This window comes from Stappia sp. (assembly GCF_048261845.1).
Lineage (GTDB): Bacteria > Pseudomonadota > Alphaproteobacteria > Rhizobiales > Stappiaceae > Stappia.
Map to the genome: position 1 here is coordinate 33,463 of NZ_JBLXFR010000006.1, position 16,849 is coordinate 50,311.

Annotated in this window: 9 protein-coding genes; 2 read left to right on the top strand and 7 right to left on the bottom strand. The window is 62.7% G+C overall.

Features of this window, described 5'->3' with window-relative positions:
- Positions 1-17: 17 nt before the first annotated feature.
- Together ACN0T5_RS04460 and ACN0T5_RS04465 are read right to left on the bottom strand one after the other, a co-directional pair.
- Positions 18-683 carry a hypothetical protein gene (locus ACN0T5_RS04460; protein ID WP_417767415.1) on the bottom strand — a complete coding sequence of 222 codons (666 nt, stop codon included), beginning with the start codon at positions 681-683 and terminating at the stop codon, positions 18-20.
- Positions 684-708: 25 nt separating this feature from the next.
- Positions 709-1,692 (bottom strand): helix-turn-helix transcriptional regulator, encoded by a 984-nt coding sequence (locus tag ACN0T5_RS04465; RefSeq protein WP_417767416.1) that lies wholly within the window; start codon positions 1,690-1,692, stop codon positions 709-711.
- A gap of 105 nt (positions 1,693-1,797) precedes the next feature.
- Between ACN0T5_RS04465 and ACN0T5_RS04470 the strand changes: the two genes are divergently transcribed.
- Positions 1,798-5,136 carry a TM0106 family RecB-like putative nuclease gene (locus ACN0T5_RS04470; protein WP_417767417.1) on the top strand — a complete coding sequence of 1,113 codons (3,339 nt, stop codon included), beginning with the start codon at positions 1,798-1,800 and terminating at the stop codon, positions 5,134-5,136.
- A gap of 15 nt (positions 5,137-5,151) precedes the next feature.
- On the top strand, positions 5,152-10,713 hold the full coding sequence (locus ACN0T5_RS04475) for a sacsin N-terminal ATP-binding-like domain-containing protein (RefSeq protein ID WP_417767418.1): 5,562 nt from the start codon (positions 5,152-5,154) through the stop codon (positions 10,711-10,713).
- A gap of 389 nt (positions 10,714-11,102) precedes the next feature.
- On the opposite strand, the gene ACN0T5_RS04480 is transcribed toward ACN0T5_RS04475, so the two are convergent.
- From ACN0T5_RS04480 to ACN0T5_RS04500, 5 genes are all read right to left on the bottom strand, one after another.
- A complete protein-coding gene (locus ACN0T5_RS04480; protein ID WP_417767419.1) occupies positions 11,103-12,047 on the bottom strand; it encodes a hypothetical protein in 945 nt (314 codons plus the stop codon).
- 300 nt (positions 12,048-12,347) lie between these two features.
- Complete coding sequence (locus ACN0T5_RS04485; protein WP_417767420.1) at positions 12,348-13,133, bottom strand: DUF5602 domain-containing protein; 786 nt, start codon at positions 13,131-13,133, stop codon at positions 12,348-12,350.
- A gap of 60 nt (positions 13,134-13,193) precedes the next feature.
- Entirely contained in the window at positions 13,194-14,549 is a 1,356-nt protein-coding gene (locus tag ACN0T5_RS04490) for an FAD-binding oxidoreductase (protein ID WP_417767421.1), read from the bottom strand.
- A gap of 230 nt (positions 14,550-14,779) precedes the next feature.
- Positions 14,780-16,135, bottom strand: coding sequence for a GAF domain-containing protein (locus tag ACN0T5_RS04495; RefSeq protein ID WP_417767422.1), 1,356 nt, complete (start codon positions 16,133-16,135; stop codon positions 14,780-14,782).
- Complete coding sequence (locus ACN0T5_RS04500) at positions 16,132-16,668, bottom strand: hypothetical protein (RefSeq protein WP_417767423.1); 537 nt, start codon at positions 16,666-16,668, stop codon at positions 16,132-16,134. Before ACN0T5_RS04500 ends, ACN0T5_RS04495 begins: the two co-directional genes overlap by 4 nt.
- Positions 16,669-16,849 lie beyond the last annotated feature (181 nt).

Sequence of the window (16,849 nt, forward strand, 5' to 3'; positions counted from 1 at the left end):
CTTCGCCAACCGCGCGCTTAGGGCACCACCGGATAGAAGGGCCGTCCCCAATCTTCAGCCGGATGGTCCATCATAAGGTCTACGAATACTGGCAACAGGAAGGACAGAATTGCCGCACCGTCGCGTACCTGTGACCTGTTGACCCCACTGTTCCATGTTGCTCCGCCGTGGACCAGCTGGTTGCGCAGGACGTATAGCCGGTCAAAGACAAAGCTGAGGACCCGTACGCTGTCGCCCGCTTGAAATGCCTGCGCGAAGCTGCGTGACGATGCCTTGAACTTCTCCTCCCAGTCCTCGAAGCCGTCGATCCCGTTGTGGTGTTGCCAGAACGGATTGAAGACATAGCGATTTTCCATCAGCATTCGTACCGGGCCCGAGAAACGCTGCCACAGCGCCTTGTAGATCCGGCGCCCCTCGTCACGCGCCACCAGCCTGCCGAAATAGTCCACGAAGGCGGCACGTTCGCCAGGCGCCAATGCCTGGAATTCCCGCTCGTCGGCATAGGCGGCATTGAAAGCGATCCAGAGGAAGATGAAGCGGGCGTCATCATCGTCGCCGCACGTCTCGGCGCGTCCAATCCAACTGATGGCGCGATGCGCACGCAAGCCCATGGTTTCGGGAAAGCCATTGCGAATGGCGCGCTGCTTGGTTTTCAACGCAGCATGGTCGAGAACATCCTTCATTCACAAATCCCCTCTGAAAATCCCATCACGGCAAGGCGTCGAAATCCGACCTTCGATATCCCTCGACCAAGGTTCGTAGCCCGTCAGGCGCGATCACCTCGACCTTGTCGCCCCATTGATAGAGGTGCCACGCCATCTCGAGCCATCCGGCCGCGGTGAACCGGATAATCAGGCTATCGTCATCCTGTGGCTCCAGCACCTGCGTTGGATGAAAACGGAACTCAGCGGCACGCGCGGCGGCCTCGGGCGCGAAGCGCCAGATCACCTCGCCGTATTGCGCCGGGTCCTGATAGACACCGAAGGCCTTGGCGGCATAGTCCTCCAGCGTGAACCCCGGTGCGAAGGCAAAGCTCTCGTCGAGCACCACGGCGACATGAATCCGGTCCATGCGGAAGTTCAGGATCGTTTCGCTGCGCGAGGGCTGCCGCGCCACAAGATAGCTGCGGTGACCCAGCATCAGGCCGTGCGGTTCGATCACCCGTGGCGCGGCATCCTCAGATCCGTAGACGACGCGTAGACGGAACGGTCCTCGCAGCGCCTCAATGACTGCATCCGTCACGTCAGGACGCAGGGCGACGGTCGGACCGGGGCGCATGACTTGGCCGAGCCCAGCCAGTACGGCCTCGGCATCGGCCTCGGACCTCGTCGCGTCACGGGGAGCCAGCCGCGCCAGCAGCCCATCACGCAGATCCTCCAGCGCGCGCGCATGGCGCAATCGCGCCTGGTCGCGGGCGGTGCGGGCTGCGATTTCCAGCGCTTCTATGGTGGTTTCCTGTCGCGGCTGCAGTCGCTCGGACGGTGGCGCCTCAAGCCGCCAATACCGCCGGCGATCCTCGGCATCCGTAGTCGTGACATTGGCGAAGGCGTCGTCCAGCGCTTCGGTCATCCGTTGCGCCGTGCGGTGCGAAACGCCGAATTCGGTGCAGATGTCCTCAAGGCTAACGCCGCCACGCCGAGAAGCGGCCATCTGGGCGAGACGGAGTAGATCCTGAGCCTTGGCGAAAGACATTTGACCTCTATGCCAGAAATTGACACCATCATAAGCTATTGATCAACTTGCGATCTGTCGAGGCGATTCCCTCGGGGATTGAGTGTCGCAAGTATTGGAGCATTCATGAGGGACCTCGACGGCCGTATTTTCCTCTCCGCCTCAGATCTCATGCGCTTCATGGGGTGTTCCCACGCGACGGCCCTGGATCTGGCCCATATGCGCGGTACTGGACCGGAGCCGCGGGAAGACAGTGAAGACGCTGCATTGCTGCAGAAACAGGGCGACGCCCACGAGGCAGCCCATCTGGCTCACCTCAAAGACATTGGGCGCACCGTCATCGAGATCGAGCGCAGCGGACTTGGCAACAACGCTGAAGCGACCCGCGCCGCGCTGGCCATGGGTCCGGATGTGGTATTTCAGGGCGCTTTCCTCTCCGGTAACTGGGGCGGCTGGTCGGATTTCCTGGAGCGCGTCGATCGCCCCTCCGCGCTTGGCTCGTTCAGCTACGAAGTGGCCGACACTAAGCTGAAGCGGCGGCCACACCCGAAGCATGTGTTGCAGTTGGTGCTTTATTCCGATCTGCTGACCGAGATTCAGGGCGCCGCGCCCGAGTTCGCCCATGTCGAATTGGGGGACGGCACCCGCGCGACCCTTCGGCTGTCGGACTACGCCGCCTATGCCCGCATGGCGCGGGCGCGGCTCGAAGAGTTCGTGGCCGATCCGCCGCCAACCCGTGCGATCCCCTGCGCGGACTGTGGTCTTTGCCGCTGGGGCGACCATTGCGCCGAGGTCTGGCAGGCCGAGGACAGCCTGTTCAATGTCGCCAACGTCAGCCGTGGACAGGTGAAGAAGCTGGAAGCTGCGGGTATCGAGACCATGGAAGCTCTCGCCAGTCTCGATCATCCGATCCGCGGCATGGCGGAAAACACGCGCATGCGCCTTGTAAGCCAGGCCCGTCTGCAGCACGCCCGCAAAACAGGGATGCCCGCATTCGAACTGCGCTTACTGGAGCCCGGCAAAGGGTTTGATCTGCTACCCGAGCCACAGGTCGGCGATCTGTTCTATGACATCGAAGGCGATCCGCATTTCGAGGGCGGCCTAGAATACCTGCATGGCGTCTGGTTCGATGGCCAGTTCCAAGCGTTTTGGGCGCATGACCATGCTGCCGAAGCACGTGCACTCGCTGACCTGCTGGAATTCTTCCGTGCGCGCCTCACGGCTTATCCGGACGCGCGCATCTATCATTATGCGCCCTACGAGATCACCGCGCTACGACGGCTGACCACGAAGTACGGCATGGGCGAGGCGTTCCTCGACCGGCTCCTGCGCGAGCGCCGGTTCGTCGATCTGTTCGCCGTCGTGCGCGGGGGGCTGATCGGCTCCGAGCCCAATTACTCCATCAAGTCGATGGAGGCCTTCTATGACCGCAAGCGCGATGGCGAGGTGAAGACGGCGGGCGGCTCGGTCGTCGCCTACGAGCGGTGGCGCGAGACGGGCGAGCAGCAGATCCTCGACGAGATCGAGGATTACAACCGCGTCGATTGCATTTCGACCGAGGAGCTGCGGGATTGGCTCGTCGGCATTCGCCCCGGCGGTCCATGGCCGTCGCTCGGGCAGGATGCGGGCATGAAGGAGGCCGAGGAGGATGCAGACACGGAGGCGCTGCGTTCGTCCCTTGCGGCCTCCGGCCTACCCGAAGACCGGCAGGCGATGCTTTTCAACCTCGGCCTCTTTCACAAGCGGGAGGCGAAGCCCGCGCAATGGGCGGTGTTCGACAGCGTCGGCAAGGACGAGGATGATCTGATCGACGATCTCGACGCGCTTGCCGGGCTCGAGGCCGTGGGCGCGGCTGTACCCGTGAAACGCTCGATGGCGCGCACCTATCGCTTCCCGGAGCAGGAGACAAAGTTGCGGGGCGGCAAGAATGCGACGGTGCCTGTCCTTGACGGGCCGCCTGCCACAATCAGCATCACCGACCTAGATCGGACTTCGCGCGAGATCACCCTCAAGACCGGGGCGGCGAAGGCGCATCTTCTGACCGACCGCCTGACCCTGCACCCGGACTGGCCGCTGAATACTGATGTCATCGCCACCGCGCTCCGCGACGTGATTGCCGATCAATGCGGGCGCCGCCCTTACTCGGCAGTGGACGACCTGTTGTCCCGGGCCGCACCGCGTCTTGTCACCGGGACGCTGGAGCAAGTGACGGATCCCGTGGCAGGGACCATCGCTGCTGTAGCCGCGATGGACGGCACAGTCTTGCCGATCCAAGGGCCGCCTGGCACCGGCAAGACCTATGTGACCGCGCGAGTCATCCTGTCGCTGGTGCGGCAGGGCGCGCGCGTCGGCGTCACCTCGAACAGCCATGAGGCTATCCGCAACGTGCTCATGGGTTGCCTTGCCGCGCTGGAGGATTCCGACCTGCCGATCACGCTCGACCTCGTCCACAAGACTTCGGGAGAGGATGACAGCTATCCAGACGACTGCCCCGTCCGTCGCACCACCGACAACGCCGAGGCCGCCGGCGGCACGCAGGTTGTCGGCGCGACCGCCTGGTTCTTTACCCGTGAAGAGAATGTTCAGGCTTTCGACTGGCTCTTCGTGGATGAGGCCGGTCAGGTTGGGCTTGCCAACATGGTTGCCATGGGGCGATCTGCGCGCAATATCGTTCTGGTCGGCGACCCGCGCCAGTTGCCACAGGTGATCCAGGGTGCGCACCCCGAGCCTTCGAACCTCTCTTGCCTCGACTGGATGCTTGGCGATCATGCAACAGTCCCGCCTGACCGCGGCATATTCCTGCCCGTGTCGCGGCGGATGCATCCGGATGTCTGCCGCTTCATTTCCGACCAGGTCTATGAAGGACGGCTGACCAGCCACCCAGATACCTCACGTCAGGCCGTGGCCGGGACTGCGTTTCCCTCGGCGGGCGCGTTCTGGGTCTCGGTCCCGCATGAGGGCAATGCCCAGATCGCGCCGGAGGAGATCGAGGCCATAAAGGCTGCCGCCCGCGAACTGCTGACGGCCGCATGGACCGAAAAAGACGGCACGACGCGTCCAATGCGTCAGTCCGACATCATTGTGGTCGCACCCTACAACGCACAGGTAAATGCCCTGCGCGACGCGCTACCCGATGGCATTCGCGTCGGCACCGTGGACAAGTTCCAAGGACAGGAAGCGCCTGTCTGCCTGGTCTCGATGACCGCGTCATCGGCTGAAGAGACGCCGCGGGGCATGGACTTCCTGTTTTCGCTCAACCGCATCAACGTGGCGGTGTCGCGCGCCAAGGGGCTGGCGCTGGTCTTCGGCGCGCCGCGTCTGCGCGAAGCGAAATGCGAAACGGTCGAGCAGATGCGATTGGTGAACACGCTGTGTGCTTTGAATACGCCTTGCTCACCACCCACAGTACCCAGTGGCGCTATACCTCCCGCGCTCCTTGCGACCTTGAAAGCACAGAAAGCCTGATTGCAGAGATCTTTAATGCTCTATGAAACTTCATTAAATGACAGCCGTAAGTCCACGCGCCCCAGCACGCTCGAGGCGGTGATCCGCGCGGAGACTGGCAGCAAGATACGCAGCTTTCTTTACCAGCTCTCAGAAGGGGTTACGGATTACCGGTCCATCCATAGCCTGACCGAGCAGGTCAGGCACCAGTACCACGGCCGTTTTGTTATCGAATTGATCCAGAACGCTTATGACGCCGTCAGTCGGGCCGCGGACCGCAAAGCTTCGCAATGCCGGATCGAGATGCGACTGGAAATGGATGGTGGGTTCGGAACACTTTACGTTGCCAATGACGGCGCACCGTTTTCGCACAGTAATTTTGAAAGCGTCTCTCGGCTTGGCCAGAGCGACAAGGATCCGGCAACCTCTGTAGGCAACAAAGGGATCGGATTTCGCAGCGTGCTCGAGATCAGCCAAAAGCCCCGCATCTGGTCTCGGCGACAGGAAGCTAGCCCGGAATTCGATGGCTATTGCTTTGGTTTCGACCCCGATTTTACCAAGTCAATCTACGACCCCGCACTTGCCATCCTTGAGGATCGACCGCTTTCGGTCGAACAGGAATGGTTTGCCGAGGTTATCGATGAAGATCCAATCCTTTGCGAGCGCTTGCACACCGGCGCAAAACGCCGCCAAGCGCAAGGTGCGAATTCGACCTCGGACTGGTTGCGCGAAGAGATTGGTTACCTTTCGCCCTACCTTTTGCCTTGGCCGCAGTCAGCGCGCAGCCATGTGGTCGACGATCTCGAAGCCCGCGGATTTGCATCCGTCCTGGCCTTGCCGCTGCTTTCTCCTGCGGCTGCCACCCTAGTGGAACGCAAGCTTGCAGAGATCACAGCCGATTCCATGTTGTTTCTCGACAACCTGAAGGCGCTGACGATCACCACTCCCAATAGCTCCAGAACGTTCTGTCGCAACGCCATTCGGGAAGCGACCGGGCCAAGGGGATATGGCAAGATCTCGGTCAGCTCAGGTGACACTAGCAATCATTACTCCGTCTGGCGGCGCGCGCTTCCGGTATTGGACATGCCGGAGGCGGTCCAAGAATCCATTCGCGGCTTGCCCGGCCACTGGCCGAAACTGGAACAGGCCGAGATTTCCGTCGCGGTCAGCGATGTCCGTGAACCAACACCCGGAAAACTCAGCATCTTCCTTCCGACCTCGTTGGAGACCGGTGCCGCCCTTCACATTAGCGCGCCGTTCTTCGGCGATATGAGCCGCACGACAATCAGCTTTGATACCGAGACAGAGGGCGTACAGGCGGGTGGAAGCTACAACGACTTCCTGTTGCATCAGGCCGCCGTCCTCGCTCTAGAGGCGATTGCCGACGACTTGGCTGGACGCTCTGCGGCAGAGGCAGCCGGTATCCTAGACATCCTTGCGCCACATGCCTCTGCAAGCGCGCCAATGGAGCGCTGGCAAAACCACATACGCCAAGCTGCGACGGATATGGGGGTCAGCATCGAGACCTCCCCGTGGATGCTTAGCGATCACGGATGGCGCTCGCTAGCAGAGACGTCCCTGCTGCCGCTGCCAAGCGATCCCAAGGTGCTGGATGCGGGCCTGCTTCGCCAGCATGCGACATTCCCTGCCTATAGTGCGGCAATGGATTCGCGCATCGGGTCAATCGAGCGACTCTCCGAGCATTTTGGTATCGGCGTCATGCCTGCGGAAGCAGATCAGGCGACGATGATCGAAGGCGCCGCAAAAGCGCTGGCGGGCGAAGCAGAGCTGGATTGGGGGCACTTTTGGCAGGATGTCTGCGAAATCTTCTCAGACGACCTATCCCACCTCATGGGTAAGGACGTGCTTCTGTGCACGGATGGCAGGTTGCATTCCGGTGGTGTCGCCGGGCAGGCCATCTATTTTCGTCCGCGCCAAACCGGCCAAGATGATGATAGCCCGGACGAGCCCGGCATCGACCAGATTCCTGCAGCGCTGCAATCGTTTATCGCAATCTTGGATCCTCAGATACCCGTCAGCGAAGTTCGCGATGGCCGTAGGCAGAATACCGAACTTCACAAGCATCTGACGGATTCCAAGCTGGTCAATACCTTCAGACGCGAAGACGTGCTTGCGGACATTCTGGTCCCAAACCTTCCCGAAATGCCCGTTGCTCGTAGGACCAACGATGCCGGATTGTGTCGTGATGCCCTTTCCTACGCGCTCCGCCTTGCGGCTTCGCTCGAGGCGCGCGGCGATGGCGAGAGCGTCACCAAGGCCATGGCAAAGATCCCCGTTCCCTGCCGTGGAGGATGGTATCCCCTTTCCCAAGCCATCTTCGGCAAGGGCTGGCCCGAAACACAAGGCGTCGCGGTGGATCGATACCTGCGACTTGCCGGCACGGAAAGCGCCAAGGCCGCGCGCGCCCGGCTCCTCTGCACACCGGATGACCCTGACTGGGGCGAGTTCGGTGGAGTCGCACGTCACGTTCTTGAAAGCGCGGGTGTTTTCGATGGGTTGCCGCTCTTGGTAATCGGCGGAAAGGAACCTGCCTTGACATGTCAGGTCAGCTATTATCGCTTTCAGAGTCACCAAGCCGCCCCGGCACCCATTGACGCTGAGACTTGGAAAGCTTTCGGCGAGAATCTGAATGGCCGGAGTAGCTCATACAAATCGGGTCGATCCAAGATCGACACGTTCCGCTGGCTACCGGGGCTAGAAAATCGCGCCTCGTTTGACAGCGATACGAAACAGGCCCTTCTTGATGTCGTAATGGGCAGCGCGCCGCGATGGGGCAGCGGTTGGTCAAGCGTGGACCTCATGAGAGACACGGGGACCTACGAGCGCATCACCCTCGACTCGCCGCTATTCTTGGCCCTGGCCATGTTTGACTGGATCCCCGACGGGGATCACGAGGGCACACGAAGCTGGAGCAAGCCCGCTGGGCGCTGGTTTGTCCCAAGCCGCTACACCGCAAACGGCAGAACCTGGACCTTTGAACATCTCGACCCGCTGCCCGCCCAAGTCGCGGTGCGGATCGAGCAGGACGACGCCCTCAAGTCATTGTTCACACGTCTCGGAGTCGCCCATTACGACCCAGAGACGCGAACAGACGATGTGCGGCTGCTAGACAGTCTCGGCAAAGCCGTGGAGAACCGCACATTCCGCAACGTGAGCACTTTGATCGGTCAATTGCGCGCGGCTTGGGACGCATTTGATCCCGCCTCACCGGTTGCTTTCCCTGCACATATTGTGGTGCAGCAGCCCGACGGATTTCTGGCCTTGGTGGAACCCTCAGCGGCCAACCCGGTATACTTGCCGAGCAGTCGCTCCTCCACTTCTGACCTTCGCGAACTCGGCCTCTCGGTCATCGCGATAGAACCCAAGGCCGCACAACGCCTTGCCGAAGGTTTTTCCGGGCGTTACGGGGTCGCGGTCAGGAATTCGGAGCGCTTCGAATTGGTTGCGCAGTCGGGCAATCAACCCTTCGCGGATAGCGAGTCCGTCGAGCTGCCGTCGTTTCGAGATCTCGATGGGGTCATTCCGTTGGTGCTGACGATTGCCGCCTTTCACGGGCAGAACGCCCAAGGGACGATGTCCGGGGGCTTCAACGACCTTGTCGCTGCGTTCCGCGAAGCGAGAGTAGCCGTCGTGCCCCAACTCTCGGTCGTGCCGATGATCACCGAACAACCGATCGCTGATCCAACGCCGCAGATGGCCGCCTGGCTTGCCCGTAGGAAAACGCTCGTGCTTGATACGGACTGGAAGTCAGACATCCAATCGGTCGCTGATGCGTTGTCGCAACTGATTGGCCGGTCCGACCTGCGGGTGCAGATTCGCACGGGTCTCGATGAAATCTGGCCCAACGACGAGGATGTGATACCCGAACGGACCCTGAGGCTTCTTGATCTTTCGCCGGATCACTTCCATGAGGTTCTTGAGCTCTGGCGCGGCGACCTGGGACCGGTGATTTCTCGACTGGCGAGGCTTCTGCGTGTTCTTTCACGGGACGATCTCGCACTTCGCGTCGAGGCATCCGAACAGCGCGACCAACTGATCTCTGTTCTTGATGAGGCATTCCCATCCCAGGAGCTTGCAAAGGAAGTATTGAATGCGGCCGTTGCATCAAGGGAAGTCCTGCAATTTGGTAGCCTTGCTCGCGATCTTCTGGGACCGCAGGTCGAGCTTGCTTATTGGAACCGCGAAGGGGCTCAACGCGGCGAAGTCGCAATTTCCAACCCCTTGCACGAAAGGCAATTCCGGCAACATCGCGACCGGATGCTGCCCGTCCTGAGGCGCATCATTGCTGCGCTTGCCGCTCGGACGCCGGAAGCGCCGCCCTACGCCACGATGATGAAGCGCCTCGATGATATGACGTCCCCCTCGACCGCCTCCGAGGCCTACTGGGAGCTTCCGGCCTCGGAAGTGGCGAGCGCCATCACTGCGGAACTGGCGCAAGCAGGTTTCGCGCTTGATGGGACCACCTTGCTCGACCTCCTAGCCTCGGACGAACTTGGCCGCGCCATCGCGTGCCTTCCGTTCGAGGTTCCTCTGACCGATCCCGTAGAAGTTGCATCCGTGAACCGCAGGCTCCTGGAGGGGCTGCACAGCCGCCTCATGCTAATCGCAACAGCATGGCATGCCGCAGCGGGCATGAACGAAAGCTCTGCCTGGCGCGAGGCGAAGCTCGGCGATCCGACCCTGTCGCCCCGACAGGAGGATCGCGACGTCTTCACCCTGCGCTGGGGAGAAGCTCGCGCGCTGGATTTCATCTGCGCGGACCTGCCCCCGACTGCGCCACAGAAGATCCGAGATGCTATTCGGGATGCCGGATCGCTCGACGCGCTGATGACTGCTTTGCAAGTCAATCCTGCCGAGATGGATGATGCCCAAGATCGGCTGTCGGCCCTGCAGGCGGCAGCCGAACGTAAAAAGCGCATCGTCCAGGTCTGTGGCGGTGACATCGACAACTCCGACAGCGGTCTAGCCGAACTCTTCGCGCATATTTCGGCGCATGTTTCCGACGCTAGCGTGCGTGCATTTGCGGGCTTCGATTTGAAGGCTCTCACGCTTCCGCAAAAGGCGAAAAAGCCTAAGCCGAGCGATTCGAAAGCCAGGACCAAGCGCACCCGAGTGCCTCCGAAGACACGCCGGGACATGGAGGACCTGATCGGGGCAGCGGGCGAGATCCATGCCTTCCGTTGGTTGCAGATCAAGTACGGCCCCGAGATCATCACGCCGGCAAATTGGGTCTCAGCCTACAGTGCGAAAGCCTTTCCCGATAACGCTTCCTATGTAGATGAGGGGAAAGGCTGCGATATCTCGTTCATTCTGGATGGTTGCACCTACAACATCGAGGTCAAATCTAGCGAAGAGGATGGCACCGGCTTCACGCTCGGCACCTCCGAGATCCGCCACGCGAGAGAGATCGCCCGAAAGCGTCGGAGGCGGCAGCGTGAGGAGTTCTTCATCCTTAAGGTGGATTTCGTACTGACGCCCGAGCCGAAGTTTACGCTGCTGCCGAACCCCTATGACCCGGCGCATCAGGATCGTTTCGTTATCATTGATGAGGGTGCTCGGGTAACATACCGACCGTAGATCTGCCGTCGAACGGAGGTGGAGAAGGTTGGATAACAGACCCATCCCCTCCGCCACTTACCCCCGCGAAAGCGTTCTCCTCATCCGGCTGCGGCCGGACTTTTGCGTTGTTTTCGAGGGGTATGCGGGAAGGGCTGAGCACTGGCCTTGGCGCCTACAGGGCCGAAATCGTTCTCTCGTTGCCAGCATTCTCCGGACCTGATGACTGCGCCGTTATGGTGAATAGATTGCAAGTAATTTAATTTGAAAGACCTTTTCGACGTCGAGGCTGAGTACTTCGACACGGGTGGCGTTCGCGAGATGGAACTGAAGTCGAACCAAGCCATGGGCCCGGTCAATCTGTTTAGAGCTGTGTCAGTAAATATTGCAGGCGTGAGACATGCTGACCTTCAAAACCGTGACATGCCGGGCAAAGACCAACACAGAGACTCAGCTTCTTCCGAGGTTCCCCAGAAAAATTCCCCGCCCAGACTTTCAAGACGGCCCGAAGAAAGTTGCTTGAACTGAGCTTCGACATCCTCCGCCGATTTCTTGTTCGGGAATGGCTGCGAGTTCACCCGTAGCGCCCAACGGCCGGTAGCCGCTGGAGGGATACCCGCGTTCAATTCGGCGCAGCGGCGCTTTAATGCGTTGGTTACGCCGACCTTCAGCACGACCGATTTGTCGCCAAATGATTTCTTCCTGCCCAAGAGAGCGTGGCCGTCCCCCTCGTAGACAGCAAGGTATAGGAATGCTTCCCCATCTTCATAGTTCGAAGTTCTTTCACCGAAACTGCCGGGAAACGCGTGGGAAGGCTTAAAGACCTCCGCGAACGCCATTGCTGGGGACTCGCCATCATTGACTGGTGGCTCGCCGTAGACGTTGACCTCCCGCACCTTGATTTTCAGCGCTTGCGCGATCTCATCTGGGTCGAGATCGGCGCCATGAACCGCGAGAGCTTGGCCTGCCTCAGACCGATAGGAACTGAAAGCGATCCTCGAGATCATCATCTTCTCTTCAGCCCGCCAAGCGCGGCGGACTGGAATTGCATAGGTCCACTTGTCGGCCCAGCCCGCATCTCGTTTCCGATCCAAACCCACCTTGGAGGATTTTTCGTAGTCGCGGATTGGAGTTGCCTCGACCTCCAGAAAGCCAAGTACATATGAGCGCAGTGACTTCTCGGTCTCTGCGGTGCTGGCGCCGTAGATCATGACGAGGTCGCCGTCGTTTAGCTTTCGAAGGTAGGCGTCGCGGGAGCTTTCCTGTGTCCAGCCAACGTAGCCATCCTCCTCCGGGCCGAAGCCGTAGAAGGACCGGATGCGGATCTTTTTGCCCTCCGGCAGCGCAGAACTCATACGGATCCCTCACCAAAAGTGTCGCTTGATCGTTTCGAGCCTGTCCCGCAATGGCGCCATGTGCAAGTGCAAGTGCAAGTGCAAGGCGGTTGCCATCCGTGAACGTTCCAGAACAGCGCACCGGGAGCTACGGCATGCGGGCGCATTGAACAGCCCCGGATTCGCGGGCGGTTTCATCCTTCAAACCTGAGAGGCAAGTGCGCCGCTGACATGTCCGGGCCCGAATCTTCGGGACCCGGGATCGCGTGTGCCGACGGCGGTGTCCGGCCGGGCAGTCCGTTTCCGCCCGGCCGGTTTCCGTCAGTGCGCGCGCGGGGGACGCGCCTCGTCTCCAGGCACGCGGGCCGTGAGTTCGTCAATCGACACCACATGGACGCCGGTTTCGGCCTTGAAGGACACGCTCCAGGCCGCTGGAAGGGACACTGCCCTGGCGACGCGCTTCGGCTGGCCGAGCTCGCCGCCGAACTCCCGGCGGGAGAGCAGGAGATCGCGCGTCACCATCGGCTCGACGAAGGTCACCTCGCCGTCCCACGCGCCGTAGATCAGCACCGCTTCGAAGGGCTGGCCCGCGAGGACCGGATCGGTCACGTCGAGCCAGTGCTCGCCCATCGCCGGGACCGGGTCGACCTCCGGCGGGGGCATGAAGTTCGGCGGCATGAAATCGATGGAAGGCCGGTTCGCGGCCTTTTCCATGTAACGCGGGTCGGCCGGATCGATGGCCAGCCGTTCGGCCTCCGTGGTCATGTAGAAATGCACGTCGAAATGCGGCACGCCGAAGAGATCGCCGGGCGCATGGCCGTGCGGCATCCAGTCGAGCGAGACATGGTCGTAGCCTGCGCGCAGGGCCGCCTCCGGCAGGGGCACGGTGACGAAGACCATGTCGTGCCGGAGGGAGGTAACGGCCGTCTCGGTCATCTCGACGCCGATGCGCGTGGCGAGGCCTGCGGCATCGGTTTCGGCGAACGAGCGGACGGTGCCGGCGCCGAGCGGCGTCCGGGGGCCGAACTCGACCGTCTGCGCGGCAGCGGCCAGCGGGATCAGGCCCGCCAGAAGCGCGGCGCCGAGGGTGTGGTAGCGGATCATCATGCAGTCTCCTTGGGTGTCGTGGTCCGACAGGCGCTCCCGGGCCGGGCGCGCGGAGCCGGTTCATTCAGCGGCGACGCTCTCGTCCCGCCGGTGGTGGCGAAACAGGCCCTTCGGATCGTAGGTTGCGCTCAGCTCGGCGAGCCGCACCTCGGCTTCGCGGCTCAATGTCGGCAGCGCCCGGTCGGGGCGCTCCAGGTCGGCCTCGCCGACATAGGCGCCGGTGCAGAGTGGAACGAGGCCGTCGACCGCGGCGCGGAGCCAGCCGATATTCGCCGGATCGCCGTCCTCGTCTTCCCAGATCGCGTACAGCGCGCCGAAGATCCGGCCGTGGCAGGAGAAGGCGGTGTTCCCGGGCGTGGCGACAGCGTTCGACCGCAGGACGGCGAGCGTCATGCTGGCCTCCGACGGAGCGAGGGCCATGTCCTGCACGATGCGTGCGAGGACCTCGCCATAGCGGCCGTCGGACCAGACCGTGTCCACGGCATAGCGGCGTCCGCGGGGCATCGAGGGCTCGGTCACTTCGTAAAGCGTGCCGATGGGCGTGGGCATGGGGCCGATCACCTCGAGAGCCTCGGGCGCGCCCTGTCCAAGTGCCGCATGGATTGCAGAGGCGTCGGCGTCCGTGCCGGCGAAGACGGTGGCGATCGCGGCGAGGACGGGGCCTTGCGGCGTCGGGGTGACCTTCGTGGTGAATTCCACGCAGGCCGGAGCCTTCGCCATGACGTTTTCGGCCCAGTCGGCGACGGCGCTCACCATTTCCGCCGGATAGACGCGGATGGTGGTGACGGTGGCGCTTGCCGCCGGCTTCAGCGACAGGTGATAGGCGGTGACGATGCCGAAGAAGTCCGGCCCTGCGCCACGGGCGGCCCAGAAGATGTCGCTGTGTTCGGTCGCGGTCGCGGTTACCATCCGGCCGTCGGCGAGCACGACCTCCACCGCCGTCACCGAGAAGCAGGCGAAGCCCCACTCGGCCGAATTCCAGCCGAAGCCGCCGCCAAGCAGGTAGCCCGACATCGGCACGCTGCCGCAATGGCCGACCGGAAAGGCGAGGCCGTGGCTCTCGAGTTCCGCCGCGAGCCGGGCGTTGGTCACGGCAGGCTCGATGCGGGCGGTTCGCGCCTCAAGGTCGAGCGTCATCGCGTCGAGGGCGCCGAGGTCGATCACCATGTCGGCCTGTGTGGCGATCCCGGTGAAGTGATGCCCGCCGCCGCGCGGCGAGGCGGTGAAGCCGTTCGCGGCCGCGAAGCGGACGGCCTCGGCCACGTCTTCGGCGCATGTGGCGCGCACGATGAGTACGGCCTTGCGCGCGGGCTTGCGACCGTTCCAGACAAGGGCGTCGCTCCGGGCACCGAGGCCCGGCTCGAGGGCGGTGACGGTGGCGCCCCGCAGGCGCTTCAACAGGTTGTCGGTTTTCATTTTCGTCTTTCAAGAGCGGGCATGGCGGCACAGACCGTTCCCAATGGGCCCGGATCGGTGGCAGCGAACTGCGCCATCGGTTTCGGTTGGTTTTCGGGTGGTGCGGCTGCCCGGCACGGCAGTCTCGTCCCGCCGCGCTCTATACGGCCGGCCGTCGCGCGGCGCTTGCTAAGTCTCGCCTCAGGGAAGGCTAAATGAATGCTAAGGAAATGCTCACCCGAGGATACGGGTCATGCGACCTCGCTCGCCTCGTCCTCGCCCGCATTGTCGAGGACGATCCGGCACTGACAAACGAGACGGAACCGGCCGCGCCCCGTCTTCTCGATCCGCAGGCAAGCATCGCGATCCTCGAGCCGCCGGCGCAGGAGAATGAGGCGCGCGTCGAGGTTCTCGGCATGATCGGGGAGTTTCAGCGACTGGTCGAGGCGCAGTTCCCGCGTCGTGAAGTCTGTCCGGCCCGTCGCGACATGCTCCCGCAGGAGGCGCCAAAGGATTGCGCCCGCGACGCCCTTGATCAGGTATTCATGGTCGAGGAACACGCTGTCGTCGCGCGGGTAATACCGCACGGAAACGGAACTGCCGGGCGCCCCCACGTCGCTGGAGGCGGGCAACGCCTCGTCGGTCTCGTCCTCGCCGAGGAGCGCCATCATCGACCCGAGCTGGCTTGCGACCAACACCAGCGCATCCTCGCATTCGTGGTCGAAGCGCAGGATCTCGTCGGATTCGGCAAAGATGACGCCCAGGACGCGTCCCTCCGCCATGACGGGCACGGCGATCTGGCTGTGCGGTGTGCCAAGTCCGGGGAAGGGGACGCCTGCGGGCTCCTCTGCCAGAAGGCCCGCGCTGCGCGCGGCGACCCGGAGGGCAGCGCCGTAGCGGTAGTCGGAGCTGAAATGACCAATCCTGATGGGCACGCCTTCGCGCGCGGCGACCCCGATGACGCCCTCGCCAGGAAGGATCTCCGCGCCGACGCCGGAGACGGCATAGCCGCGCGAGGCGAGTGCGAAGAGACGCCCGTCGCATTCCGCCACGAGAAGGATCGCGTTCGATATGCCAAGGTGCCGGGTCACCCCGTCAAGGACGGCGTCCGCGAGTTCGTCGATGTCACGGCAGCGCGCCAGATCCTCGACGCAGGAACGGACCGCCGCCAACAGCGATACGCTCCGGCAGGACGGCGTGAGCGAGGGCGGCAGGATCTCCTCGACATTCGTGGCGCGGAATATGTCGGAGCCGAGCAGCCGAAAGACCTTCTCCAGCCCGTGATGCGACGCGATACCGGCCAGTTTCGCCTTCATCGTCTCGAACAACGGCCCGGACGTCCGCGTCTCGACGTAGTCGAGGTCCAGCCGGTAGAGCGCGAGTGTTCCCGGATCGAAGAGCTGAACGCTCGCCTGTTTCGTCGTGAGCAGGTTCCGGCGCGTCTTGTTGAAGAACTGATAGGAAAGCGCGACATGGTCGTCGTCGACCCAGTGGACCTGGCTGATCATCGAGGTGTTGGGCAGGCCGTCCTCGTCGCAGGTGCAGAGCATGGAGGCGCATACACCCTCCATCGCACCGCGCAGGGCACGAAGGTCAAGGGCGGTCATCTGGGCAGCTCCGCACCCGCGCCCGGACCGGGCGTCTGGGTGAACACGCGCTCGGGGTGGAACTCGAGCGAAACCAGATCGACCGTATGGCGGAACGCATAGGCGTCGGCCTGGATGCGCGTGTATCCAAGGTCCATGAGTTCGTCGGCGAGCAGCGCCGTCTGCCGCGCGACCTCGCTCACGTCGTCGGGCAGTGCGTCGCGGATTCTGGCATGGGAGGCCTTGAGCTGGATCGACCGGTGATCGCGTGCACGGGAGAAGGTCGCGGCCACCGCGCTGCCCTTCGTCACGGCATCGACAAGAGCAGCGTTGGCGGCCGGCGAGAGAAGGACGCGCACCTCGCTCATGTTCCGCACGCGGCACGCGACGCCGGAACCGATGACCGGCCGGCCGGTCGCGCTCCGCGCGCCCAGGGTTGCGGTTACGCCACCTTGCAGGAAGGCGACGAGATGCGGCGGCAGCGGATACGTGCGATCTGCCTCGCGCCAGGAAATCTGGTCATCGGTCGGTGTGGCGTAAGGTGTCGAAGACATTGTTCAGATACCGAGTAATCCCGGCTTGATGCCGAGATTCTTGTAGCATGTTTTCGGTCGTTGCGAAGGTTTTCGATGGATGCGGGACCGGCTGAGCTGCTCCCTGGAATCCGGACACTGCCACAAGCCGCGAATTGCACTCGGATGAACCTCCAAGAGCAAGCGGGGGGCGCGCACCGGG

Bases quoted from the DNA above. Each gene is read 5' to 3' on its own strand.
- ACN0T5_RS04500 (WP_417767423.1), bottom strand. From the start codon at position 16,668: ATGTCTTCGACACCTTACGCCACACCGACCGATGACCAGATTTCCTGG.
- ACN0T5_RS04490 (WP_417767421.1), bottom strand. From the start codon at position 14,549: ATGAAAACCGACAACCTGTTGAAGCGCCTGCGGGGCGCCACCGTCACC.
- ACN0T5_RS04470 (WP_417767417.1), top strand. From the start codon at position 1,798: ATGAGGGACCTCGACGGCCGTATTTTCCTCTCCGCCTCAGATCTCATG.
- ACN0T5_RS04460 (WP_417767415.1), bottom strand. From the start codon at position 683: ATGAAGGATGTTCTCGACCATGCTGCGTTGAAAACCAAGCAGCGCGCC.
- ACN0T5_RS04480 (WP_417767419.1), bottom strand. From the start codon at position 12,047: ATGAGTTCTGCGCTGCCGGAGGGCAAAAAGATCCGCATCCGGTCCTTC.
- ACN0T5_RS04485 (WP_417767420.1), bottom strand. From the start codon at position 13,133: ATGATGATCCGCTACCACACCCTCGGCGCCGCGCTTCTGGCGGGCCTG.
- ACN0T5_RS04475 (WP_417767418.1), top strand. From the start codon at position 5,152: ATGCTCTATGAAACTTCATTAAATGACAGCCGTAAGTCCACGCGCCCC.
- ACN0T5_RS04495 (WP_417767422.1), bottom strand. From the start codon at position 16,135: ATGACCGCCCTTGACCTTCGTGCCCTGCGCGGTGCGATGGAGGGTGTA.
- ACN0T5_RS04465 (WP_417767416.1), bottom strand. From the start codon at position 1,692: ATGTCTTTCGCCAAGGCTCAGGATCTACTCCGTCTCGCCCAGATGGCC.